The sequence below is a fragment of the Arthrobacter sp. UYCu512 genome (genome assembly GCF_040547075.1).
Taxonomy (GTDB): domain Bacteria; phylum Actinomycetota; class Actinomycetes; order Actinomycetales; family Micrococcaceae; genus Arthrobacter.
In genome coordinates, this window is record NZ_JBEPPA010000007.1 from 221081 (window position 1) to 243113 (window position 22033).

The 22033-nt window shown below is 66.2% G+C and carries 26 protein-coding genes; 20 read left to right on the forward strand and 6 right to left on the reverse strand.

The genetic code is table 11. The features are described 5' to 3' along the window. Window positions 1-91 precede the first annotated feature (91 nt). The 5 genes from ABIB49_RS09750 (at window position 92) to ABIB49_RS09770 (ending at window position 3934) form a co-directional block, all read left to right on the forward strand. The gene (locus tag ABIB49_RS09750; protein WP_226775485.1) at window positions 92-541 is read left to right on the forward strand and encodes an SseB family protein; all 450 of its coding nucleotides are present in this window, start codon (window positions 92-94) and stop codon (window positions 539-541) included. 61 nt (window positions 542-602) lie between these two features. Continuing rightward, window positions 603-1646 carry a Ppx/GppA family phosphatase gene (locus ABIB49_RS09755; protein ID WP_226775486.1) on the forward strand — a complete coding sequence of 348 codons (1044 nt, stop codon included), beginning with the start codon at window positions 603-605 and terminating at the stop codon, window positions 1644-1646. Window positions 1647-1747: 101 nt separating this feature from the next. Beyond that, window positions 1748-2089 carry a YciI family protein gene (locus tag ABIB49_RS09760; RefSeq protein WP_282358656.1) on the forward strand — a complete coding sequence of 114 codons (342 nt, stop codon included), beginning with the start codon at window positions 1748-1750 and terminating at the stop codon, window positions 2087-2089. Window positions 2090-2458: 369 nt separating this feature from the next. Then, complete coding sequence (proC, locus tag ABIB49_RS09765; protein ID WP_226775488.1) at window positions 2459-3292, forward strand: pyrroline-5-carboxylate reductase; 834 nt, start codon at window positions 2459-2461, stop codon at window positions 3290-3292. A 57-nt stretch (window positions 3293-3349) separates the two neighbouring features. After that, entirely contained in the window at window positions 3350-3934 is a 585-nt protein-coding gene (locus ABIB49_RS09770) for an HhH-GPD-type base excision DNA repair protein (protein WP_282358654.1), read from the forward strand. 76 nt (window positions 3935-4010) lie between these two features. Here the strand turns inward: ABIB49_RS09770 and ABIB49_RS09775 are convergent, their stop codons facing one another. Further along, window positions 4011-4649, reverse strand: a complete 639-nt coding sequence (locus ABIB49_RS09775) for a potassium channel family protein (RefSeq protein WP_024365693.1) — start codon at window positions 4647-4649, stop codon at window positions 4011-4013. 40 nt (window positions 4650-4689) lie between these two features. After that, on the reverse strand, window positions 4690-6123 hold the full coding sequence (locus ABIB49_RS09780) for a TrkH family potassium uptake protein (RefSeq protein ID WP_226775490.1): 1434 nt from the start codon (window positions 6121-6123) through the stop codon (window positions 4690-4692). Window positions 6124-6225: 102 nt separating this feature from the next. Between ABIB49_RS09780 and ABIB49_RS09785 the strand changes: the two genes are divergently transcribed. Further along, window positions 6226-7449 carry an acetoin utilization protein AcuC gene (locus ABIB49_RS09785; RefSeq protein WP_226775491.1) on the forward strand — a complete coding sequence of 408 codons (1224 nt, stop codon included), beginning with the start codon at window positions 6226-6228 and terminating at the stop codon, window positions 7447-7449. A 98-nt stretch (window positions 7450-7547) separates the two neighbouring features. After that, window positions 7548-8045: an ArsR/SmtB family transcription factor gene (locus ABIB49_RS09790; protein WP_354157001.1), complete on the forward strand. Its 498-nt coding sequence runs from the start codon at window positions 7548-7550 to the stop codon at window positions 8043-8045. A gap of 13 nt (window positions 8046-8058) precedes the next feature. Here ABIB49_RS09790 and ABIB49_RS09795 read toward each other — a convergent pair whose 3' ends face one another. Next, the gene (locus ABIB49_RS09795) at window positions 8059-9387 is read right to left on the reverse strand and encodes an alpha-hydroxy acid oxidase (protein WP_354157002.1); all 1329 of its coding nucleotides are present in this window, start codon (window positions 9385-9387) and stop codon (window positions 8059-8061) included. A gap of 123 nt (window positions 9388-9510) precedes the next feature. Here ABIB49_RS09795 and ABIB49_RS09800 point away from each other — a divergent pair, with 123 nt between their 5' ends. The 5 genes from ABIB49_RS09800 to ABIB49_RS09820 all read left to right on the forward strand — a co-directional run bounded on the left by ABIB49_RS09800 (window position 9511) and on the right by ABIB49_RS09820 (window position 12468). Next, on the forward strand, window positions 9511-10224 hold the full coding sequence (locus ABIB49_RS09800) for a FadR/GntR family transcriptional regulator (protein ID WP_354157003.1): 714 nt from the start codon (window positions 9511-9513) through the stop codon (window positions 10222-10224). Window positions 10225-10517: 293 nt separating this feature from the next. Further along, the gene (locus ABIB49_RS09805; protein WP_226774183.1) at window positions 10518-11630 is read left to right on the forward strand and encodes a 3-deoxy-7-phosphoheptulonate synthase; all 1113 of its coding nucleotides are present in this window, start codon (window positions 10518-10520) and stop codon (window positions 11628-11630) included. A 186-nt stretch (window positions 11631-11816) separates the two neighbouring features. Next, a complete protein-coding gene (locus ABIB49_RS09810) occupies window positions 11817-12029 on the forward strand; it encodes a helix-turn-helix domain-containing protein (protein ID WP_354157004.1) in 213 nt (70 codons plus the stop codon). Between the two features lie 200 nt (window positions 12030-12229). Beyond that, complete coding sequence (locus ABIB49_RS09815; protein ID WP_003792170.1) at window positions 12230-12328, forward strand: 30S ribosomal protein bS22; 99 nt, start codon at window positions 12230-12232, stop codon at window positions 12326-12328. Window positions 12329-12342: 14 nt separating this feature from the next. Next, window positions 12343-12468, forward strand: a complete 126-nt coding sequence (locus ABIB49_RS09820) for a hypothetical protein (protein WP_282358640.1) — start codon at window positions 12343-12345, stop codon at window positions 12466-12468. A gap of 68 nt (window positions 12469-12536) precedes the next feature. Here ABIB49_RS09820 and ABIB49_RS09825 read toward each other — a convergent pair whose 3' ends face one another. Next, the gene (locus tag ABIB49_RS09825; RefSeq protein WP_226774184.1) at window positions 12537-13355 is read right to left on the reverse strand and encodes an HAD family hydrolase; all 819 of its coding nucleotides are present in this window, start codon (window positions 13353-13355) and stop codon (window positions 12537-12539) included. A 112-nt stretch (window positions 13356-13467) separates the two neighbouring features. Here ABIB49_RS09825 and ABIB49_RS09830 point away from each other — a divergent pair, with 112 nt between their 5' ends. Together ABIB49_RS09830 and ABIB49_RS09835 are read left to right on the forward strand one after the other, a co-directional pair. Next, complete coding sequence (locus tag ABIB49_RS09830; RefSeq protein ID WP_226774185.1) at window positions 13468-13728, forward strand: glutaredoxin family protein; 261 nt, start codon at window positions 13468-13470, stop codon at window positions 13726-13728. A gap of 84 nt (window positions 13729-13812) precedes the next feature. Next, entirely contained in the window at window positions 13813-14508 is a 696-nt protein-coding gene (locus ABIB49_RS09835) for a redox-sensing transcriptional repressor Rex (protein ID WP_226774186.1), read from the forward strand. A gap of 64 nt (window positions 14509-14572) precedes the next feature. On the opposite strand, the gene ABIB49_RS09840 is transcribed toward ABIB49_RS09835, so the two are convergent. Both ABIB49_RS09840 and ABIB49_RS09845 read right to left on the reverse strand, forming a co-directional pair. Continuing rightward, window positions 14573-15361 (reverse strand): hypothetical protein, encoded by a 789-nt coding sequence (locus ABIB49_RS09840; RefSeq protein ID WP_354157005.1) that lies wholly within the window; start codon window positions 15359-15361, stop codon window positions 14573-14575. Between the two features lie 415 nt (window positions 15362-15776). Continuing rightward, on the reverse strand, window positions 15777-16325 hold the full coding sequence (locus ABIB49_RS09845; protein WP_354157006.1) for a YceI family protein: 549 nt from the start codon (window positions 16323-16325) through the stop codon (window positions 15777-15779). Window positions 16326-16536: 211 nt separating this feature from the next. On the opposite strand from ABIB49_RS09845, the gene ABIB49_RS09850 reads away from it, so the two are divergent. From ABIB49_RS09850 to ABIB49_RS09875, 6 genes are all read left to right on the forward strand, one after another. Continuing rightward, a complete protein-coding gene (locus ABIB49_RS09850) occupies window positions 16537-17202 on the forward strand; it encodes a histidine phosphatase family protein (protein ID WP_354157007.1) in 666 nt (221 codons plus the stop codon). Window positions 17203-17204: 2 nt separating this feature from the next. Then, a complete protein-coding gene (locus ABIB49_RS09855) occupies window positions 17205-17825 on the forward strand; it encodes a TlpA family protein disulfide reductase (RefSeq protein WP_282358636.1) in 621 nt (206 codons plus the stop codon). A 14-nt stretch (window positions 17826-17839) separates the two neighbouring features. Further along, window positions 17840-18595 (forward strand): cytochrome c biogenesis CcdA family protein, encoded by a 756-nt coding sequence (locus ABIB49_RS09860; protein ID WP_226773295.1) that lies wholly within the window; start codon window positions 17840-17842, stop codon window positions 18593-18595. Next, on the forward strand, window positions 18595-20466 hold the full coding sequence (gene resB, locus ABIB49_RS09865) for a cytochrome c biogenesis protein ResB (RefSeq protein ID WP_226773296.1): 1872 nt from the start codon (window positions 18595-18597) through the stop codon (window positions 20464-20466). Before ABIB49_RS09860 ends, resB begins: the two co-directional genes overlap by 1 nt. Beyond that, on the forward strand, window positions 20466-21575 hold the full coding sequence (gene ccsB / locus ABIB49_RS09870; protein WP_354157008.1) for a c-type cytochrome biogenesis protein CcsB: 1110 nt from the start codon (window positions 20466-20468) through the stop codon (window positions 21573-21575). Before resB ends, ccsB begins: the two co-directional genes overlap by 1 nt. Before the next feature lie 93 nt (window positions 21576-21668). Continuing rightward, window positions 21669-22033: helix-turn-helix domain-containing protein (locus tag ABIB49_RS09875; RefSeq protein ID WP_354157009.1), on the forward strand; the 365-nt coding region annotated here is incomplete at its 3' end.

Here is a 22033-nt window from a genome sequence, read left to right on the forward strand (position 1 = left end):
GTGCTCGCGGTGTCAAAACGTCGACGGCGGACGGAACCCGCGAGTCACACTCGCGTTTGCGGACCGGGGCGCGACGTGATCGAGTAGGAGTATGACTGAACAGCCCGATCACTTGGACCTCCAGCCGCTCAACGACCTCGAAGAGAAGCTTGCCCGGGGCGAACAGCCGGACGCCAACCCCGTTGACGTCATCCTGGCTTTCCTCAACAACGAGGTCTACATCGTCAGCTCCGAGGCGCTCGAAGGGGCCGACGCCAAGGTTGAGCCGCTGGTGCTTGCCAACTCCGCTGGAAGCCCCGTCCTGGCGGTGTTCTCGCACCCCAGCCGCGTCTCCGAGCAGTACCTGACGGCCGCACCCAACGTCCTTGGCACCCAAGGCGCCGCGATCCTCGGAAACCTTGGCGAGGATCTTGGGATGGTCATAAACCCCGGTGCTGCCTTCGGCTTTGAGATCGACCCGGAAGGCGTAGCCAACATCCGACGCGACTTCAAGCCCGCCGACGAGCCGGACGAGGCCTCCGGCCGGGACCACCAGCCGTAACCAGGGCCCGGCCGCTGCCGGCCCGTTAGGCGGGCGGCGCTCCCCGGGGAATAATGGCCCTATGCGTCTAGGCGTCCTCGATATTGGCTCAAACACTGTCCACCTCCTGCTTGTGGATGCCCACCCGGGGGCGCGTCCGGTGCCGTTCGCCTCGCATAAGCGCCCCCTGTCCCTCGTGCAGTTTCTCGAGCCCGACGGCAGTATCAACGACGCCGGCCAGCGTGAGCTGATCGAGTTCGTCCTCGAGGCGTGGGAATTCGCGGCCAAGCACAAGGCCGAAGACTTGCTGGCGTTCTGTACCTCCGCCATCCGCGAGGCTGCCAACGGGTCCGCAGTGCTGGCCCGGGTCAAGCATGAGACCACCGTGACGCTGCGGGAACTGACCGGCAGCGAAGAGGCCTCCATGACTTTCTTCGCCGTGCGCCGCTGGTACGGCTGGGGCGCCGGACCCGTGCTGAACCTGGACATCGGCGGCGGTTCTTTCGAGATGGCCTACGGCGAGGACGAGCTCCCAGAATATGCGACGTCGGTCCCGCTTGGTGCGAGCCGACTGACCCGGGACTGGCTGGAACAGGACCCGCCCTCGGCCAAGAGCGTGAAGGAGCTTCGCCGCTACATCCGGGCCACACTCAAGCCGGTGGTGCGCGACTTCGCAAAGTTGGGCAAGGCCAACCATGTCGCTGGCACCTCCAAGACGTTCCGCTCGCTGGCCCGGATCGCCGGGGCCGCGCCCAGTGGCGCCGGGCCATACGTTAAGCGTGAGCTCTTCGCGACGGATCTGGGCTTGTGGGCGCAGCGTATCTCGGCCATGGAGGTTGAGGACCGGCTAAACCTTCCGGGTGTTTCCGAAGCGCGCGCTCCCCAGCTGCTGGCTGGGGCCCTGGTGGCGGAGGCCGCCCTCGAAATGTTTGAGTTTCGCAGCCTGGAGATCTGCCCGTGGGCTCTTCGCGAAGGCCTCATCCTCCGCCGGTTGGATCAGCTGGTATTCGAAGGTCCGCTGCAGCCGGCGCCCCATGTGACCCAGTCCGGCCACCCTGCTGAGCCGCAGTTGCCCGAGCCGGAGCCGGCGGAGGTAAACAAGTCCCGGCCCGCGGTCGTCCGGTGAACGATTTCCTGGCCGCGGGTTGTCGATCCGGCCGCCGGCCGTTCGTCTAGTAGTTGAGAGGCCGGCAGGGAGCCGGCCGATTCGCCAGGGAGGACAGCACCATGGCACAGTACCTGCTCAGCCTCTACCAGCCCGTAGGCCCGGCCCCGGCCCCGGAAGTCCTTGGGCCCATCATGGCTGACCTTGCGGCCCTGAACCGCGAAATGAGGGCGGCCGGAGTCTGGTTGTTCGCCGCTGGCCTTCATCCCACCGATACCGCCACGGTCGTGCGGCAGCAGGGCACCGAGGTGCTCATCACGGACGGTCCCTTCGCCGAAGCCAAGGAACATCTCGGTGGGTTCACCGTCATCGACGCAGAGGATCTCGACGCCGCGCTGGTTTGGGCAGGCAAACTGGCCCGCGCCACGACCCTCCCCATCGAAGTACGACCGATCCAGCACTAGGCACCACCGGCAATGGCCTGCGACCCCGAGCCCGAACCACCGCCTGAGTCCGCTGGGACGCCGGGACGCCGGCGGCGGATATTGCCCGGGTAATTGCGGCTGCCGCGTCCGGGCCGCGGTACCGGGGGAGGGGGCATCCCCCGGGGTGAATGACGACGTCGTTTAACGAACGAAGGCACCGGCCGTCCGCTGCGGGAAAATGGGGGGAAACCCGCTGCAGACGACCGGTGCCCGGCAGGCATCCGCATGCCTGCTGCATCACTCGCACCCTCAATGAGGTAACTACGACGTTAGTCACGGATGTTGTGAAGACGCTGGCGCAAGGGTGAGAACTGGCTGTGAATCGGGCCCGACTGCCATGATGGGTGCATGAGTAACCGAATCGCATTCCTGGGCTGTGGATCAATGAACGAGGCCATCCTTGGCGGACTGATCGCGGGCGGTGCTGACCCGGCGGACATCGTCGCCACCGTCCGCCGCGCTGACCGCGCCGCCGAACTCGCGGAACGGCATCACGGCATTACAGCCATCGCCGGGGCGGAAGAGCCGGACAACAACAAACAGGCTGCCACCGGGGCCGACGTCGTGATCCTGGGCGTCAAGCCGGTGGGGATCGCGGACCTTGCCCGCGAGATCGGCGAGGCGCTGGCACCGGACACGGTTGTCATCAGCGTCGCGGCGGCCGTGTCACTGGAGCAGCTGGAAGCCGCGCTGCCGGCTGGCCAACCAGTGATCCGGACCATGCCCAACACCCCTGCGAAGCTGGGCCGCGGGGTGGTGTCCGTGTCGCCGGGCACCCACTGCTCCCCGGCCCAGCTGCAACTGGCCAAGGACGTCCTGGCCGCCGCCGGCACCGTCGTCGAGATCCCCGAACACCAGGTGGACGCGCTGTCCGCGATCAGCGGCTCCGGCCCGGCGTACGCGTTCTATCTGGCCGAAGCCATGGCCGACGCCGGCGTCGAACTGGGACTTGACCGTGAGCTCTCGCTGCTTATTGCCCGGGAAACCGTCGCCGGGGCAGGCTTTATGCTGGCCGAGCCGGACGCAGATCCGTCGGCGCTGCGCAAGGCCGTCACCAGCCCCAACGGCACTACCGAGCGGGCCATCGCCACTTTTGACGCGCGCGGCCTGCCCGGGATCATTGCCGACGGCGCGCGGGCAGCCGCCGAACGGGCCGGGGAAATCACCAAACAGCTGGCCTAGCTGCGACGCCGGCGCAAGCCAATGACGGAAACCGGACCTGATGGCAGGATAGGACCCATGGAACTGCACATCACAGGGGATCCCGCAGCGGACAAACTCCTCAGCGACGACGCGTTCGCGCTGCTCACCGGCATGCTGCTGGACCAACAGGTGACAATGGAGTCGGCCTTTGCCGGTCCCGAAAAGATCCGGACGCGCATCGGGTCGATGGACCCCGCGGCGATCGCCCGGTACGCTCCGCAGGAGTTCGTTGAGGTGTTCAAGGAGCGCCCGGCCGTCCACCGTTTTCCCGGATCAATGGCCGGCCGCGTCCAGGCCCTGGCCGAAACGGTGCACAGTGACTGGAACGGGGACGCCACCGCCATCTGGACCCAGGGAGACCCCGACGGGCCGGAAGTGCTGCGCCGGCTCAGGGCATTGCCAGGGTTCGGCGAGCAAAAAGCCAAGATCTTCCTGGCGCTGCTGGGAAAGCAGTGCGGCCTCCAGGCCAAGGGCTGGCGCGAGGCTGCCGGCCATTACGGCCAAAAAGACGCCTTCCTGTCCGTCGCCGACATTGTTGATCCGGAGTCGCTGAGCAAGGTGCGCTCCAGCAAACAGGCCGCCAAAGCCGCCGCCAAGGCTGCGAAGACCGGCGGGAACTGATCCTTCGCGATACCTTGCGTGGCATCCGTAATCCGTGGCTGAGGTGGGCCCGGCGCCGGACGCGGCTTGAGCTGCCCTACGGCCGGGCCGCGAACCGCTCCAGCAGGTCCACGTGGCCGGAAACGATGAGCATGTCCCGTGAAGAAACCTTCGTCTCCGGACGGGCGTAGGTGAAGTCCTCGCCCGGGGACTTCACCCCTACAATCGTGACCCCGTACTTTGACCGAACCTTCGATTCGTCCAGGGTAAAGCCCACGGTCTCACGCGGCGGGTACATCTTCACGATCGCGAAGTCGTCGTCGAACTCGATGAAGTCCAGCATCCGCCCGGAGACCAGGTGCGCCGCCCGGACACCCGCATCGGCCTCCGGGTAGATCACGTGGTTGGCGCCGATCCGGGTCAGGATCTTGCCGTGCGAGGGCGTGATGGCCTTGACCCACAGGTGCTCGATGCCCAGGTCCACCAGGTTCACCGTGATCAGCACCGACGATTCGATCGAGGTGCCCACTCCCACCACGGCGGAGCTGAATTCCTGCGCGCCAAGCTGGCGGAGGGCGTCAATGTTGGTGGCGTCGGCTTCGACGACGTGGGTCAGGACGCCGGACCATTTCTGTACGAGGTTCCGGTCGCGTTCGATCGCCAGCACCTCACGGCCCTGCTTGACCAGTTGTTCTGCGGTGGAGGCGCCGAAACGGCCCAGCCCGATCACCAGCACAGGTGCATTGTGGGCGGGACGGTTGGCGGCGCTTGAGGAACTAGCCAATGATCGGTCTCTCTTCCGGGTAGTGGAACAGCTGGCTGCGCTGGCGCAGCGCCAGTGCAGCCGCAAGGGTAACCGTCCCGACGCGACCCGCAAACATCAGGACGGTGAGGACGTAGACGCCGGACGGGGGAAGTTCGGCACTGAGATTCGTGCTGAGGCCCACCGTGGCGAAAGCGGAAATCGTCTCAAAAAGCACCCGGTCCAGGGACGCGCCGCTGATCTGAAGCAGCAGCATGGCGGACACCGCAACGAGTGTGGCCCCCGCGACGATGACCGAGATGGCCACGCGCATGGTTCCCTGAGGGATGGTGCGGCCGTACACCTTCACATCCGAATCGCCGCGGGCCTCGGCGACGATTGCCAGGAACATTACGGCGATGGTGGTCACCTTGATGCCGCCGGCCGTGGATGCCGAGCCGCCGCCGGCGAACATCAGCGCATCGGTCAGCAGCATGGTGGTGGAATCCATCTGGTTCTGGTCCACCAGGTTGAAGCCACCGGAACGGGTCATCACGGATGCGAACAGCGAATGAATGACCTTGTCCCCGACGTTCATTCCTCCGATGGTTCTCAGGTTCTGCCATTCCATCAGGCCCCACAGGAGGGTGCCGCCGACCAGCAGGATCACGGATACCTGGATGGTTAGTTTGGTGTGCAGGTTCCATTTCTTCCAGTTCAGGCCGTTCTGCTGGAGCACCATCACCACAGGGAAGCCCAGGCTGCCGAGGAAGACACCAATCATCAACGGAACGAGGATCCACAAATCCGTTTCGTACGGCACGATGCCGTCCGAATGGGGCGTAAACCCGGCGTTGTTGAACGAGGAAATAGCGTAGAACACACCGTGCCAGACAGACTGGCCGAAGCTTTCGCCGAGGGCCAGGAATCGGGGGATGAGAGCCAGCGCCAGGACGCCTTCGATGGACACTGAAGTGACAATGACGATCCGTAGCAGGGTGCCGACCTCCCCGAGCCGGCCGGCGTTGTTCATGGCCTCCTGAGCGATGAGCTTGCCGCGGACGCCGAGTTTCTTGCTGACCATCAGGGCCAAGAGCGAGGCGAGCGTCAGGGTGCCGAGGCCGCCGACGAAAATACCGACCAGGATCACAAGCTGGCCGAAGAAGGACCAGTGCACGGCGGTGGACACCACTGTCAGGCCGGTGACGCAGACGGCCGACACGGCGGTGAACATCGCCTGGTGCAGGGCGGTGGGGTCCCCGGTCGCTGAGGACACCGGGAGGGAGAGCAGCGTAGTAAATACCAGGATGACCATGCCGAACGCCGACAGGGCCAGCCGTGCCGGGGAGGTGTTGGCGATGTTGTCGATGAAGTCGCGAACGCGGGTGAAGATCCACAGGCCTTCCCGCTCCGGAGTGCCGGGGTGCCAGTTGGCCGGGCTCGTGGACCTCGACTGGCTTTGCGTCATGGGTGGCTTATCCTCGCTTGAAACTGCTTCCTTGAGTAGTAAACCACTAAACCCCGCGCAATGACGGTGGGCAGGCCTCCACGCTCGGGTAGCCTGTGACTGATGACATATCTGCCGGGGCTCGCGCAGTCCGCACTGCCGACGACGGTGGTGTGGGATCCTGCCATGACCGCCTACAACTTCGGCCACAGCCACCCGATGGCCCCGGAGCGGATGGAACTTACCGCCAGGCTCGCCCAAAGCCTCGGACTTTTGGACTTGGACCACGTCACCGTAGCGGCTCCGGAAGTCGCCAGCGATGCCGAACTGTGCACCGTCCACAGCCCGGAATTCGTCGCCGCCGTGCGGCGCGTGAGTGCGGATCCCGGGACCCCGGACATCGAACGCGGGCTCGGGACCGAGGATGACCCGGCCTTTGCCGGCATGCACGAGGCCAGCGCCCGGCTGGCCGGCGCCTCACTCCTGGCCGCCGCCGCGATCCTCGACGGCAGCGCCGTGCGGGCGGTGAACTTCGGCGGGGGCATGCACCATGCTGCCCGCAACCGTGCGAGCGGGTTCTGCATCTACAACGATGCGGCCCTCGCCATCCAGCGGCTGCTCGACGGCGGGATGCAGCGTGTGGTGTACATCGACATCGACGCCCACCACGGCGACGGTACGCAGAGCATTTTCTGGAACGATCCGCGTGTCCTGACTATTTCCCTGCACGAGACCGGGCTGACCCTGTTCCCGGGCACGGGTTTCGCCAATGAAATCGGCGGACCCAACGCGCAGGGCAGCGCCGTGAACGTCGCCCTGCCGGCCGGAACAGGTGACGGCGGCTGGCTGCGGGCCTTCCACGCCGTTGTGCCGCAGCTGGTGGGCGCCTTCCAACCGGAGGCCATCGTCAGCCAGCACGGCTGCGACTCGCACCGGTTGGACCCGCTGACGCATCTCAACATCAGCGTCGACGGCCAGCGGGAGGCCGCCACCGCGATCGGCAATCTCGCGGCCCGCTATTGCGAGAACCGCTGGATTTCCACCGGCGGAGGCGGCTACAACGTTATTACTGTGGTGCCTCGGTCCTGGAGCCACCTGATCGCCATCGCGGCCGGGCGGCCTGTCTCACTACATACCCCGGTACCGGAGGACTGGCGCCGCTACGTCTTGGACAAGTACGGCGCCAAATATGGTGTCGCCGCACCGGAAATCATGGGCGACGGCGTCGACCTCTGGTGGCGCTCCTGGGAAGTCGGCTTCGACCCGAACGACGACGTGGACCGGACCGTGATGGCCACCCGCAAGGAAGTCTTCCCGCTCTATGGCCTGGATCCCTGGTTCGACTAGGGCAGTTCCCGAAGCGGGACCGGTGCGCGGCCTGCCGGCGCCAGCGGGCCCGCGATTTAGTGGATGCCATCCGGCGTATATGTCGCTAGTGTGGAGGAATGGTGACAGACGACGTATTTGCCGTCATTGCTGAGGCAACCCGGCGTGACATTCTGGTTTCCCTCCGCGAGGGGGACAAGGCAGTGGGGGAACTGGTCCAGGAACTCGAGGCCAGCCAGCCCACCATTTCCAAACATCTGAAAGTGCTCCGCGAGGCGGACCTGGTGAGCATGCGTGCCCAGGGCCAGAAGCGTTACTACGCGTTGAACCCCAAACCGCTGGCCGGTGTCGCCAGCTGGCTGGAGACGTTCGACGTCGGCCGTCCCGCCGACGCTGAAACGTCCGCCCTTGCCGCTGCAGTGCCTGCCTCGGTGCCGGCTGCCCCTGCGCTGTCGGAACTCCCGGTGGGCAGTGCACTGAGCCCCGCCGTCGTCCTCCCCGTCGGCACCGCCGGGGACGACAAGCGGCCGCAGCAGATCGGCCGCTCTGTTGGCCGCGCCGCCACCCGAGCCGCTGACCTGCTGGCGAACCTGCCGAAGTTCGGCCGCAGGAAATAGCTGGGCGGGCGGGCTACTTGGCGAGCAGCCGCACGTGGTCCGGGGTCAGCTCCGAGATCCGGCTGACGCCCAGCAAGGCCATGGTCCGGAGCATATCCGTCTCCAGGATCGCGATGGCCCGGTCCACACCGGCCCGGCCGCCCGCCATCAGTCCGTAGAGGTAGGCGCGGCCGATCAGGGTGAAATCGGCGCCCAGGGCCAGGGCAGCGATGATGTCCGCCCCGCTCATGATGCCGGTATCCAGAATGATTGCTGCGTCGCTGTGGTCCGCCTGGAAGGCAGTTGCGACCTCCGGAAGAAGATGGAACGGGACCGGAGCCCGGTCCAGCTGCCGGCCGCCGTGGTTGGAGATCACGACGCCGTCGGCGCCGTGGTCAACCACCTTGCGGGCATCCTCGACCGTTTGGATGCCCTTGACCACAAGCTTGCCCTTCCAGGTTGCGCGCAGCCAGTCCAGGTCCTCGAACGTCAGTGTGGGATCAAACATCGAATTGATCAGGTCCGCGACGGTGCCGGTATAGCGCGAGAGCGAGGCAAATGTCAGCGGCTCATGGGTCAGGAAATTGAACCACCACGCCGGCCGGTAGGAGGCATCTGCAACCGTCTTCAGCGTCAGGGCCGGCGGGATCGTCATGCCGTTGCGGACGTCCCGGAGGCGGGCGCCCGCGACGGCGGTGTCCACGGTAACCATCAGGGTGTCGTTTCCGGCCCTGGCCGCGCGTTCGATCAGCTCCAGCGAGCGGTCCCGGTCCGTCCACAGGTAGAGCTGGAACCAGTTCCGGCCTCCCGGTGCGGCAGCGGCCACGTCCTCGATCGAGGCAGTGCCCATAGTGGAGAGTGTGTAGGGGATTCCGGCCGCAGCGGCGGCCTGGGAGCCGGCGTACTCGCCCTCGGACTGCATCATCCGGGTGAAGCCGGTAGGCGCGATACCCACCGGCAGCCGGGATGGCTTACCGAGGATCTGCGTGCCAAGGTCCACCTGGGAGACGTCGCGCAGGATGCCTGGCCTGAACTCAATATCCAGGAACGCCTGGCGGGCACGGCGCAGGGTGATCTCGGCTTCGGCCGCGCCGTCCGTGTAGTCGAACGGGGCCTGCGGGGTGCGGCGCTTGGCCATGTCCCGGAGATCCCAGATGGTGCTGGCCCGGCGCAGCCTGGCGGCACGGCCGAACCCGGGCTTCTTGAACTGCATCAGCGGGGCGAGGTCCGAGTACTTCGGGACGCGGCGCTTGAGGGCTGCGGGAACGCTGCCCGGGGTGGCCACGGCGGGACGGCGGTCAGCGCCGGTGTCTGTTGGCTGGGTGGGAGCCTCGGGGTTGCCGGGCTCGATGGTCTGCGTCATTGCTGCCTCCGGGCAGGTCTCGTCGTCCTGGGTGTCGGGTCCCCACAAAGAATATGCCGGCGGGGAATGTGGTCCGACCACATTCTAAGTCTATGGTCCAACCACATCAAGTAGGGTGGTGATATGCGCACCCACCAGCTTGTCCTGACCTGGATTGAGGGCCAGCTCTCCAGCGGCCGGCTCGCCCTGGGCGGACGCCTGCCGCCCGAACGCGCCCTGGCCGAGCAACTCAAGGTCTCCCGTACCTCCGTCCGTGAGGCCATCCGGGTTCTGGAAGCCATGGGAGTGCTCAGGGCCGGGGTCGGGTCGGGCCCGGAGGCGGGCACTATTGTCATCGCAGACCCCACAGCAGCCCTGGGCGCCGCCCTCCGGCTGCACGTGGCCACCTCCCACCTGCCGGTTAAGGACATCGTGGAGACGCGTGTGCTGCTGGAGTCCTGGGCCGCAGCCCGCGCCCGTCCGGATTCGCCGGCACTCGCGGAGGCGGCAAGCCTGCTGGAAAAAATGGAGGACTGTGCCGGGACGGAGACGTTCCTGGCGCTGGATGTGCAATTCCACCTGGCGCTGGCGGATGCCGCGGGCAACGCCGTGGTCAGCGCGATGATGGGCTCCCTCCGCGAAGCCATCCAGGACTACGCCGGCGGGTTAACCGGCAACCTTCCGGACTGGAACGCCACGGCTGCACGGCTTCGCGTGGAACACCGAAGCATACTTTCCGCCATCACCGGCCGCGACGGCGGCCGGGCGGCCCGGCTGGTGGCGGACCATATCGAGGGTTACTACGCGGAAGCCGGGGTGCGGCCCAGTGTGGGACCCAGTGTGGGATCCGGGGTGTGATTCGGGGTGTGGTCCGGCGTGTGGTCCGGCGTGTGGTCCGGCGTGTGGTCTGCTGCGAAGGCGGCAATGTTACGCGCCGGTTTTTCCGTCACGGCAAGCGCCGGGCTATTGTCGGGTCATGACTAATCGTTGGTATGCGTATTTTTCGTTGGCTCTGGAGGGGCCCGCGTCTAGCTAACACGCAACCCACCTTCCTTCAGAGCCAACAGGGCAGAGACTATTCTCTGCCCTTCGCCATTTCCCGGCGGGTTCTGATCAGGGCCCGCTCCGCACCTCGGAACAGGACCCGCCCCATGAGTATCGAAGCAGCCCCAGAGTCCCACCAATCCACCTCGAACCTGCGCGTGAGCGAGTTCACCCCGCTCCCCACCCCGCAGGAGATCGCTGCTGATTTGCCGCTGGATGCCCGACTGGCCGACGTCGTGGCCCGCGGCCGGGACGAGGTCCGCGCCGTGATGGACGGCGTCGACGACCGCCTGCTGGTTATTGTTGGCCCCTGCTCCATCCACGACCCCGAGGCTGGCCTGGAATACGCCCGCCGGCTGGTCAGCCAGGCCGAGAGGCACCGCGAAGACCTGCTGATCGTAATGCGCACCTACTTCGAGAAGCCCCGCACCACTGTGGGGTGGAAGGGCTTAATCAATGACCCCCGGCTGGACGGCAGCCACGACATCGCCGCAGGCCTGCGCGCAGCCCGGTCTTTCCTGCGCCAGGTCACCGGGCTCGGTCTCCCCGCCGCCACGGAGTTCCTGGAACCCATCAGCCCGCAGTACATGGCGGACCTCGTCGCCTGGGGCGCGATCGGTGCCCGCACCACGGAGAGCCAGATCCACCGCCAGCTGGCGTCCGGGCTGTCGATGCCGATCGGCTTCAAGAACGGGACCGACGGCGACCTGCAGGTGGCGCTCGACGCGTGCAGCGCCGCGGCAGCCGCCCAGGCGTTCCTCGGGATCGACGGTGCAGGCCGGGCCGCACTGGTCGCCACCGCCGGCAATCCGGACACCCACATCATCCTCCGCGGCGGACGCGGAGGACCGAACTACTCCGTCGTGGACATCGAGGTCGCCACCGCCAAATTGGCCGCCACGCGGCTGAACCCCCGGCTGATCGTTGATGCGAGCCATGCCAACAGCGGCAAGGATCACCGCCGGCAGGCTGAAGTTGCCCTGGAAATCGGCGCCCGGCTGGCGGGCGGCGGCAGCATGGGGGGAGCCATTGCCGGCGTGATGCTGGAGAGCTTCCTGGTCGGCGGGGCGCAAAGCCTTGACGTTGCCGAGCATGCCGCCGGAACGGACAAGCTGGTCTACGGCCAGAGCGTGACGGACGCCTGCATGGACTGGGATGTTACGGAATCGGTCTTGGCGTCGCTGGCGGATTCCGCTCGTGTGCGCCGGACCCGCGCCTAACCATTGGCGCGCCCGGACAGCCAGGGGAAATCAGTCCGAGCGCCGGCAGCTTGACGGTAACTCTTTCACATTGGCACCATCAGCCCCTAGAGTATCTAACACATGGTTGTTTGATGGCTCAGCATCGGCACACCGCCATGTCGTTCAGATGCGGCTGCCGTTCGCTTGAGTAAAGGAAACAGGGAAATGTCTTCGGAGGCTAACTTCTCCAACGCCCGCTTCTTGACCGTGGCTGAAGTCGCGGACGTGATGCGGGTGTCCAAAATGACCGTGTACCGGCTTGTTCATTCCGGCGAGATGCCGGCAGTCCGGTTCGGGCGCTCCTACCGGGTGCCGGAAACCGCCGTGGAGCAGTACCTCAAGGGCGCTGTCGTCGAGGGACACACGGAAACGGCCTGATTCCCTGCGTTCTTTTCACCGGAAATCACAGCGTCCGGCCGCCCGGGCCGGTCTGCGGTCGTAGTCTGCCCCCGATAGGCGGTACCCTGTTAAGGAACGTTTTACGTCATTGTAAGAACCTGTCAGTTGTACAGTCTGCTGCTTAGCCCGCGGATCCTTTCCAACAGGCAGGTACTGCATCTAGCCGGTAAGGAACTTTCGTGGGTTCAGTTATTAAGAAGCGTCGCAAGCGTATGGCCAAGAAGAAGCACCGCAAGCTGCTTCGCAAGACGCGCCACCAGCGTCGCAATAAGAAGTAGAAATACTTCGCACTATGTCAATGCCCGTTGCCTTCCCGGCAGCGGGCATTTTCTTTGGCTTGTCGCGCCAGCTGGCGACGCCGGACGCGCGCTGGCGCAGGCGCCGCAAGGAAACGCGCGCGACGTACGGATTCGCGTAGTGCTCGGCCCGAAGTGCACCGCCCGGGTAGAAGCGCGTCGGAAAGCGGCGTGGCAGGGATGTCCGCGGTCAGATAGAGGGGCCGCGGAAGCGGGAGAACCCCCGCCAGAGGCCGTAGACGGCGCCGCCAACCGTGGCGGCCTTGAGCCCCAGGGTGGCGGCGCGGCGGCCGGAACGGAAGTCGTAGACCGGCCAGTTGTGTTCGCGGGCGTGACGGCGGAGCCGGGAATCCGGGTTGATGGCCACGGGGTGGCCCACCATGCTCAGCAGCGGGATGTCGTTGTGCGAATCGCTGTAGGCCCAGCACCGGGCCAGGTCCAGGCCCTCGGCATCGGCTACCGCCCTGACGGCCACCGCTTTGGCGGGACCATGCAGGATTTCGCCGACCAGCCGCCCGGTGTAGGACCCGTCCACGATTTCGCCCACGGTGCCGAGGGCTCCGGTGAGGCCCAGCCTGGTGGAGATCACCGTGGCCACCTCGATCGGCGTCGCCGTGACAAGCCAGACCCGGCGGCCTACCCGGAGGTGCTGCTCCGCCAGCGCCTTGGCGCCGGGCCAGATCCGGGATTCAATCATTTCGTCATAGACTTCTTCGCCGAGTGCCTCGATGTCCGCAACGGTGATACCGGCGGCGAGCGCCAGGGCGGTATCCCGGACGGCGTGGACGTCATCCATTTTCTCGCCGCGGAGCACAAACATCAGTTGCTTCCAGCCGATCCCGGCCGCCTCGCGGAGGGTGAATGCCCCGCGCTGGTGCATTTTGCGGGCCACATGGAACAGGCTGGCCCCGCGCATCAGGGTGTTGTCGACGTCGAAGAACGCGGCTTCGCCGTGCTGCGCCGCGGCAGCAGGTTCTGCGGCCGCGGCGGCGTACTTCTCTTCGGACATGCCACGAGTCTAGTCACCGACGGGTCCGGTTTTGTCCCGGCGGCTCACCGCGGAGTGGCTTGGCTCCGCGGCGGCGTCGACGCCGGACGGGCCGCCGGGCTACCGTGGAGCCATGCCAAGCCCCGACGTCGTCCTCATCACCAAAGCTGACTGCCACCTGTGCTCGGCGGCGCGCGCCGCCGTCGACCGCGTCACAAAGAGCCTGGGAATCGGATGGCGCGAACAGCTGGTGGACGACGACGCCGAACTGCGGGAGCGCTTTGCCGAGGAGATTCCCGTGGTGCTGGTGGATGGTGTCCAGCGGGACTTCTGGAAGATCGACGAAGTCCGGCTGGACCGGACGCTGCGGCGGGCGCTGGGCCAGCAGCCCTGAACCGTCGCCGGAGCCGGGCGCTTTGTTCGCCGAACTGCGGGGGCCCTAGAGTGGAAGTCACAACGCGACTCAATGGAGCAGATAGTGACTTCGCTGGATTCATCCCCTGAGGCCGTGCCGGGGGGATCAGGGACTGCCGCCAAGCAGATTCCGCCCGCGGCCGTGTCCCGGCTGACCATCTATCTGCGCGCCCTGACCACCTTGCTTGCGGAGGGGGTTGACCGCGTCTCGTCCGAGTCGCTGGCCGAGGCCTCGGGCGTCAGCTCCTCCACCCTCCGCAAAGACCTTTCCTACGTCGGGTCCTACGGGACCCGCGGCGTGGGCTACGAAGTGCAGTTCCTCAACAGGCATATAGCAGCGGCCCTGGGCCTGACGCACGACTGGAAAGTGGCAATCGTCGGCGCCGGAAACCTGGGTAAGGCGCTGGCCCGGTACGGTGGCTTCGAATCCCGGGGCTTCGATATTGTGGCGATCTTCGATGCGGACCAGATGGTGGTGGGCAGCGAAGTGGGCTGGCTGCGGGTCAGCGACGCCGCCGACCTGGAGCCGGTACTGCAACGCACGGGCGCGAACATGGTAGTGCTGGCCCTGCCGGCCGCCGTTGCACAGGACGTCTGCGAGCGGGTGATTGCCGCCGGGGTGCGAAGCATTCTCAGTTTTGCCCCGGTGATGCTGCAGGTTCCGCCGGGGGTCAACCTGAGAAAAGTGGATATGGCCACCGAACTGCAGATCCTCGCCTACCACGCACAAAGGGCGCAGGACCCGGAGGTTGCTGGCTAGTTAAAGTCAGCCCGTCCGGCTCCCGCGCCCCTTGCGCCGTTGCCCGGCTAGTAGCTGGTGCGCGCTAGTTCGGTTTGCCCGGCTGCCCGTAGGGGTTGGCGAACGGCTGCTGCTTGCTGAAGTACGGGGCCGTTGCCGGCAGGTACAACATCACGATGCCGGCGATGCCCAGCAGGACTGCCAGGGTGCCGATGCTGAGCGGGAAGAGGCTGAACAGGGAGAGGGCAGCGAAGACGGTGCCCAGGATCCTGGCCCAGTTTTTGCCTTTGCGCACGTTCAAGGCCACGAGGGCATAGAGCCCGGCGCTGATCACTGCGAAGACCACGATGCTGCCCACCAGGGCGCCCCTGAGGTCTTCGAACCGGATATCAGCCCCGCTGGCAGACATCTGCTGTTCAAACATGGCCCGCGTTCCGGCAGTGTCCAGGGTGCCGACCGCCAGCAGCAGGGAGATGATCCACACCGCGCCCGATGCGACGATGAGCCAGAAAGCGGTGTTGACCAGCTGCGGCATGGCGGGTTTGGCCTGCAGCTGCCCGGAGGGGTACTGGGCATAGGGGGACTGGTTGTCCTGCGGCTGGTTGTACTGCGGCTGTCCATACGGCGGCGGGTTCTGGCCGTACTGCGGGGCCTGCGGGGAGTTTTGGCCGTACTGCGGGGCAGCCTGCTGGCCGTAGGGCGGTGCCGAGGGCGCCTGGCCATACTCCGGAGCGGCAGGCGACACCTGGCCGTACTGCGGGGCGGAGGGCGGCTGCTGGCCGTGCTGGGGATCGTTCTGGCCGTAGTGGGGCGCCGGCTGTTCGCCGGGGGCGGGGGAGTCCGGGTTCGACGGCGGGACGGGCGGGATACTCATGGGCGTTCCTTTGCATGGCACTCTGGTTCGGATACCGGAAACAGATTCCTGCCCTGCCCCCAGCCTGGATTCCTCCCACCGTACCGCGGGCCGGTGCCCGCGCGGATCATTCTCGAGGCGTATTCTCTGCGCGTGGCCGGGCCGTCACCTGGCCGTGGCCGGGCCGTCACCTGGCCGTGGCCGGGCCGTCAACGGGCCGTCGCCGGGCCATCACCGGGGCTCTCCGGCATGGCGAACCCGGGAAGCTCCGGCCAGCAGTCCCGACCCGGAGGCCATGGGGTGGGTGCCGCCCAAACGCGGCCGATTCGACAAAACCCCGGCCGCCGACTTAACGCAGCACCCCGCTCCGTCACGGGGACGAAGCGGGGTGTAAGCGGCCGGCGCCGGAGCCGGCCGGCCGGTGGTTAGCTGCCGGCTAGGCTGCGGGGGCGATGAAGGCCAGTTCGAGGTTGACGGCCACCTTGTCACTGACGAGGACACCGCCGGCTTCGAGGACCGCGTTCCAGGTCAGGCCGAAGTCCTTGCGGCTGATTGTGGTTTCTGCGGACAGGCCGGCGCGGGTCATGCCGAAGGGGTCGACGGCAACGCCGTTGAACTCGGTCGCCAGGGCCACGGTGCGGGTGACACCCTTGATGGTGAGCTCGCCCTGGAGTTCATAGCTGTCGCCCTTGGGCACGATGCCGGTGGAAACGAAGGAGATTTCCGGGAACTTCTCGACGTCGAAGAAGTCTTCGCCGCGCACGTGGCCGTCGCGGTTTGCGTCGCCGGAGTCGAAGCTGGCGGTCTTGATCGTGGCGTGGACCGTGGACTCGGCCACGTTCTCGGCGAGGCCAAGGGTGGCCTCCGCATCCTTGAACTGGCCGCGGACCTTGCTGATGCCGGCGTGGCGGACGGTGAAGGCAATCTCGCTGTGCGAGTTGTCAAGGGTCCAGGTGCCGGTGGTGACGTTAGTGGGAAGTGCCATGGTGTTTCTCCTTGAGTCGGGTGGGTCGTACGGTAGGTCTGATCGTCAGCTGAAACTTCATTGGTTGAAGTCTCAACTAAGCGCTGCACCCAGTATAAACATGCATTTGCATCTTTTATTCCAACCCCGGGGAACATTTCTGAAAACTCTTGAGTTCTACTTCTTGTAGAAGATTTCGTCATTAGCCCTGCCCTTTGAGAAACTGGTACACATGCCCCAAGCCACTGTCCATTTGCTCCGCCACGGCGAGGTCTACAACCCCGAGGGCGTCCTGTACGGCAGGCTGCCCGAATTCCACCTCTCCGATCTTGGCCGGGAGATGGCCCGGACGCTCGCTGACCACTTCCGTGCCAGGTCTGCCCAGGGGGCAAAGATCGTCCACCTCGCCGCCTCGCCGCTGACCCGCGCCCAGGAAACGGCGCAGCCCATCGCCGAGGCGCTAAACCTCGACATCACCACCGAGGCGCGGATTATCGAGGCGGCCAATTATTTCGAGGGCCTCCACGTCGACAAGGCGGAGATCCTCAAGCCGAAGCACTGGCCGATGCTGCGCAACCCGTTCCGGCCCTCCTGGGGCGAGTCCTATAAGGACCAGTCGGCCCGGGTTATGGCCGCAGTACAGGACGCCCGGCTCCGCGCCATCGAACTCGGTGGAACGGGCGCAGAGGCCATCCTCGTCAGCCACCAGCTGCCCATCTGGGCCACCCGGCTCAGCGCCGAGGGTAAACCGCTCTGGCATGATCCGCGCAAACGTGAATGCACCCTGACTTCGGTCACCTCGTTGGTGTTCGGCGACGCCGGGAACCTCCTGCGGGTCGAGTACAGCGAACCCGCGGCAGCCCTTCTTCCCGGTGCCTCCAGCACCCCTGGAGCTTGAGCATGAACCGAAACCACACGGCCGCGTCGCCCGTGAGCCGCCGCAACGTCCTGACGGCCGGCGGCGCGGCGCTCGCCGTCGTGCTGGGACTCTCCGGCTGCGCGCAGGAGGACGCCCTGGCCCAGCAGGCCAGGGCGGGCGACAACAAGAACTACGTGGCCGGCGACGGGTCGGTCACGGAATTCGCGGCCGCCGACCGCAAGAACCCCGTTGCCATCAAGGGCACACTCTTCGACGGTACCGAGGTAACGGCAGAGGCCTTCCCCGGGCAGGTCACCGTGCTCAACTTCTGGTTCGCGGCCTGCGCTCCGTGCCGGGTCGAGGCGCCCGCGCTCGAAGAGCTGCATCAGGAGTTCAAGAGCCAGGGCGTTCAGTTCTTCGGGGTCAACCTCCGGGACGAGAAGGCCACCGCGGACGCCTTCGACAAGACGTTTAACCTGAGCTACCCGAGTTTTAATGACAAAGACGGCGCTGTGCTCCTGGCCGTGTCCGGTCTGGTCCCCCCGGGAGCCGTGCCCACCACTCTTGTGCTCGACAAACAGGGCCGCGTGGCGTCCCGTGTGCTTGGCGAGATCCAAAAGGGCACCCTCAAGTCCCTTATCGCCGCTGCCGTGGCCGAGTAGCGGGCAGGAGCACTGTGAACAGCCCCTTCGCTGAAGCCATTCTGAGCGGTTCACTGCTGCTTGCCATCCCGGTGGCGCTGCTGGCCGGCTTTGTCTCTTTCCTTTCCCCGTGTGTGCTTCCGCTGGTCCCCGGTTATCTGGGCTACGTCACGGGACTGACCGGCGTTGACCTGCAGAAGCAGAGGCGCGGCCGCATGCTGGCAGGGATCGGGCTCTTTGTCCTGGGTTTCTCGGTGGTCTTTGTCCTGCTCGGCGGGGCGTTCGGCCAGCTGGGGACGCTGATCACCGGAACCCAGAATGCCTGGATCACCCAGGTGCTGGGCCTCCTAGTGGTCGTTATGGGTGTGGTGTTTATGGGTGGCTTCGGCTGGCTCCAACGCGACGCCAAGATCCAATCGAAACCGCCGGCCGGGCTGTGGGGCGCGCCGCTGCTGGGCATCACCTTCGGCCTCGGCTGGGCACCGTGCATCGGCCCCACCTACTCCGCGGTCCAGCTGCTGAGCCTCTCCGGTGGTTCCTCGGCGGCCAAGGGAGCCTTCCTGGCGTTCGTCTACAGCCTGGGCCTGGGGATCCCGTTCCTGCTGATCGCGCTGGCGGTGCGCCGGGGCGTTGGCGTGATGTCCTTCTTCCGCAGGCACCGGCTCGCCATCCAGCGCATCGGCGGCGCAATCCTGGTGGGCCTTGGCCTGCTGATGGCAAGCGGCGTATGGGGGCACTGGGTTTCCGAGTTGCAGTACTGGTTCCAAACCGATGTGAAATTGCCGATCTGATGAGCGAGCGAGTGAACGTAGAGAAGAAGTCCCCGCCCCCCGGCACCACGCCCGAGGGCCCCGAACCCGATGCCGCCGCGGGCGGGAAGCCGGGAAAGCGCGGTGCTTCCGGCACCGGCGGTCCGGTGGCGAGCGCCAAGACCGAAGCAGTCCTGCCCACGCTGGGCGCGTTGGGCATGCTCCGCTGGGCCTGGACCCAGCTGACCAGCATGCGCACGGCGTTGTTCCTGCTGCTGATGCTGGCAGTGGCGGCCGTTCCCGGTTCGCTCTTCCCGCAGCGGCCCGCCAACCCTTCGACCGTGACCCAGTACATCAAGGACCACCCGGATTACGGCAAGGTCCTCGATACGTTGCAGCTGTACGACGTGTACTCCTCGGCATGGTTCTCCGCGATCTATATCCTGCTCTTCGTTTCCCTGATCGGTTGCGTCGTCCCGCGCGCCATCGCGCACTACAAGGCCATGCGGTCCCAGCCGCCGCGGACGCCCGCACGGCTGTCCCGGCTGCCGGAGTACGGCACGCTCGTGATTCCCGCCGACGCCGGGATCCCGGCGTCGGGCGCAATATCCGACGCCGCCGGGCTGCTGGCGAAACGCGGCTACCGCGTCGATGTGCGCGACCGCGACGGCGCCCGTCCCTCACTGGGTGCCGAGCGCGGCTTCCTGCGCGAAGTCGGGAACCTGCTGTTCCACACCTCGCTGATCGGCGTGCTGGTTTCCGTTGCGATTGGCGGGCTGTTCGGCTACAGCGGCCAGCGGATCCTGGTGGAGGGCGACACCTTCGTGAACACCCTTGTCGGCTACGACCAGTTCACCCCCGGCACCAACTTCCAGAGCGGCCAGCTGCAGCCCTACTCGGTGCAGTTGGATAAATTCCAGATCACTTTTGACCGCGAATCCAAGGGCAAGTTCGGCCAGCCGATCGACTTCACGGCCGACGTGACCACCAAGGAGACCCCCGATGCACCCGCCAAGAAAGAGGTGCTGAAGGTCAATGACCCGCTGAGCCTGGGCGGCACCAGCATGTACCTGACGGGCAATGGTTACGCCCCGGTGGTGACTGTCCGCGACGGCGCCGGGAACGTCGCGATGCAGGGCCCGGTGGTGGCCAAGCTGCAGGGCGAAAATTACTACTCATCGGTGGTGATCAAGGTCCCCGATGCCAAGCCGGATCAGCTGGCTTTCGCCGGCTTTTTCCTGCCCACGGCCTTCGTGACCGATGCGGGCGTCTCCTTCAGCGGCGATCCCGAGCTGATCAACCCGCAGCTGACCCTGAACTCCTACTTCGGCGACCTGGGACTCAACGACGGAGCGCCGCAAAACGTCTTCGAACTCGATGTCAAAAAGCTGACTCCGCTCAACGCCCGGAATCTGCCGACAAAGGGCATCGTCCTCACCCCGGGAACCACGCACACCCTGCCGGACGGCAAGGGCACCATCAGCTTCGACGGCGTGAAGCGCTATGTCGGCGTCGACATTCACCATAATCCCGGCCAGCTGTACGCCCTGATCTTCGCGCTCCTGGCAGTGGCGGGCCTGGTGACGTCGCTTTACGTGAACCGCCGCCGCGTCTGGGTCCGGGTTGGTTCGCACGAGGACGGCCGCACCATGGTCGAATACGGCCTCCTGGCCCGGGGCGAAGACCACCGGCTGGCCGGGGAAGCCGCCGCGATCCGCAAGCTGCTCGCCGGGGCCTGGGATCTCGGCGGCGACGGGGCAGATTCCCAGCCTGTTCCCAGCGCAACGGCGGATAATGGCCGGGCGGCCACCGGCGCGGGCGCCGACGCTGACACACAGACCTTTACGGAACAACCCGCAACCGACGTCATCCAGTCCACAGCAGGCTCTCCTGAGTCAAAGAAGGATCAGTAATGTTCCCCATCAACGAAACCATGGGCCAGTACAGCGAGCTGTTTATGCTCCTCGCAGCCGGCACGTACACGGTGGCATTTATCGCCTTCGCGTGGGACCTGGCCAAGAGCAGCAAAACACTTCGCGCGGTGGACCTGAAGGCCGCTGAACTCTCGGCCGCCGAAGCGGCGCGCGTACCCGTTGCCGCCGGCGTAGGCGCCTCCAGCGCCGGCGTGGACCGGGCAGATGCCGACGTGGCCGGGCCGATCGGCCGGGCTGAGCGCCCGACCTCGAACGTCTCCGGTGCTGCAGCCGGGAACGCGGCGGGCATCGGCGGAACCGCGGACGGGGCGATGCGCTATTCTGCCGAACGCCGGGCACCTGCCCGTATCGCCGTCGCCTTGACCGTGTTGGGCGTCGCCATTCACGCCGCCGGTGTCCTCACGAGGGCGCTCGGTTCCGGCCGGGTGCCATGGGGCAACATGTATGAGTTCCTGACCACGGGCGCATTCGTGGCCGTCGCCGTGTTCCTGGTGGTCCTGATCCGCCGCGACCTGCGCTTCCTGGGCACCTTCGTGGTGGGCCTGGCGATCATTATGCTCGTGGCTGCCTCCGTGGCCTACTGGACGCCGGTGGGGCACCTCGTTCCGGCACTGCAGAGCTACTGGCTGCTTATCCACGTGTCCATCGCGGTGATGTCCTCGGCGCTGTTCACGCTGACGTTCGCGATGTCGGCACTCCAGCTGGTCCAGACGCACCGGCAAAAGTCCATTGCCGCAGGCGGCCGGGACAAGCTGGGGTTTATGCGCCTGGTGCCCTCGGCGCTGAGCCTTGAAAACCTCTCCTACCGGATCAACGCCATCGCCTTCGTCGGCTGGACCTTTACGCTGATGTTCGGGGCCATTTGGGCCGAGAAGGCCTGGGGCCGGTTCTGGGGCTGGGACACCAAGGAAGTTTGGACCTTCGTGATCTGGGTGGTCTACGCCGGCTACTTGCACGCCCGTGCCACCCGTGGCTGGACCGGCACGCGCGCGGCCTGGCTGTCGATTGTCGGTTACCTGTGTGTGGTCTTCAACTTCACGATCGTGAACCAGTTCTTCAACGGCCTGCACTCCTACTCCGGGCTCTAGCTGTACTCAGCCAGGACGTTGGTTACACGGTGAAAGGGTGAAGACCTCTTAGGTTGGTGGTTACCACACTCACCGAACGACTAAGAGGTCTTCATGGTCCACCGTAATGCCCGTCTGACTCCTGCCGGTAGAAGCATTCTTGTCCAGCGTGTTCTTCAGGGCCGTCCCGTGGCCCACGTGGCCAAGGAAATGGGTGTTTCGCGGACCTGCGCCCACCGGTGGTTCCGGCGATATCTGGAGCACGGCTCGGACGGTATGGAGGATCGCTCGTCCCGCCCGCGTTCCTGCCCGCACGCCACCCCCTCGGCGAAAATCGACGAGGTCCTCGAGGCGCGGGTAAAGCACCGCGAGGGCCCGGTCGATCTGGCCGAACGCTGCAACGTCCCGGCCCGCACGGTCTCCCGGATCATCGCCCGGGCCGGGCTGCCCCGGTTATGGGAACTGGACCCGATCAGCGG

Excerpts from the sequence above, each read along its gene's own strand:
- ABIB49_RS09845 (WP_354157006.1), bottom strand. The coding sequence starts at position 16,325 with ATGGCACTTCCCACTAACGTCACCACCGGCACCTGGACCCTTGACAAC.
- ABIB49_RS09780 (WP_226775490.1), bottom strand. The coding sequence starts at position 6,123 with ATGACGCAAAGCCAGTCGAGGTCCACGAGCCCGGCCAACTGGCACCCC.
- ABIB49_RS09840 (WP_354157005.1), bottom strand. The coding sequence starts at position 15,361 with ATGAGTATCCCGCCCGTCCCGCCGTCGAACCCGGACTCCCCCGCCCCC.
- ABIB49_RS09830 (WP_226774185.1), top strand. The coding sequence starts at position 13,468 with ATGCCAAGCCCCGACGTCGTCCTCATCACCAAAGCTGACTGCCACCTG.
- ABIB49_RS09790 (WP_354157001.1), top strand. The coding sequence starts at position 7,548 with ATGGTGACAGACGACGTATTTGCCGTCATTGCTGAGGCAACCCGGCGT.
- ABIB49_RS09770 (WP_282358654.1), top strand. The coding sequence starts at position 3,350 with ATGGAACTGCACATCACAGGGGATCCCGCAGCGGACAAACTCCTCAGC.
- ABIB49_RS09795 (WP_354157002.1), bottom strand. The coding sequence starts at position 9,387 with ATGACGCAGACCATCGAGCCCGGCAACCCCGAGGCTCCCACCCAGCCA.
- ABIB49_RS09760 (WP_282358656.1), top strand. The coding sequence starts at position 1,748 with ATGGCACAGTACCTGCTCAGCCTCTACCAGCCCGTAGGCCCGGCCCCG.
- ABIB49_RS09810 (WP_354157004.1), top strand. The coding sequence starts at position 11,817 with ATGTCTTCGGAGGCTAACTTCTCCAACGCCCGCTTCTTGACCGTGGCT.
- ABIB49_RS09855 (WP_282358636.1), top strand. The coding sequence starts at position 17,205 with ATGAACCGAAACCACACGGCCGCGTCGCCCGTGAGCCGCCGCAACGTC.
- ABIB49_RS09850 (WP_354157007.1), top strand. The coding sequence starts at position 16,537 with ATGCCCCAAGCCACTGTCCATTTGCTCCGCCACGGCGAGGTCTACAAC.
- ABIB49_RS09750 (WP_226775485.1), top strand. The coding sequence starts at position 92 with ATGACTGAACAGCCCGATCACTTGGACCTCCAGCCGCTCAACGACCTC.
- ABIB49_RS09800 (WP_354157003.1), top strand. The coding sequence starts at position 9,511 with ATGCGCACCCACCAGCTTGTCCTGACCTGGATTGAGGGCCAGCTCTCC.
- ABIB49_RS09785 (WP_226775491.1), top strand. The coding sequence starts at position 6,226 with ATGACATATCTGCCGGGGCTCGCGCAGTCCGCACTGCCGACGACGGTG.
- ABIB49_RS09805 (WP_226774183.1), top strand. The coding sequence starts at position 10,518 with ATGAGTATCGAAGCAGCCCCAGAGTCCCACCAATCCACCTCGAACCTG.
- resB (WP_226773296.1), top strand. The coding sequence starts at position 18,595 with ATGAGCGAGCGAGTGAACGTAGAGAAGAAGTCCCCGCCCCCCGGCACC.
- ABIB49_RS09820 (WP_282358640.1), top strand. The coding sequence starts at position 12,343 with ATGTCAATGCCCGTTGCCTTCCCGGCAGCGGGCATTTTCTTTGGCTTG.
- proC (WP_226775488.1), top strand. The coding sequence starts at position 2,459 with ATGAGTAACCGAATCGCATTCCTGGGCTGTGGATCAATGAACGAGGCC.
- ABIB49_RS09825 (WP_226774184.1), bottom strand. The coding sequence starts at position 13,355 with ATGTCCGAAGAGAAGTACGCCGCCGCGGCCGCAGAACCTGCTGCCGCG.
- ABIB49_RS09755 (WP_226775486.1), top strand. The coding sequence starts at position 603 with ATGCGTCTAGGCGTCCTCGATATTGGCTCAAACACTGTCCACCTCCTG.
- ccsB (WP_354157008.1), top strand. The coding sequence starts at position 20,466 with ATGTTCCCCATCAACGAAACCATGGGCCAGTACAGCGAGCTGTTTATG.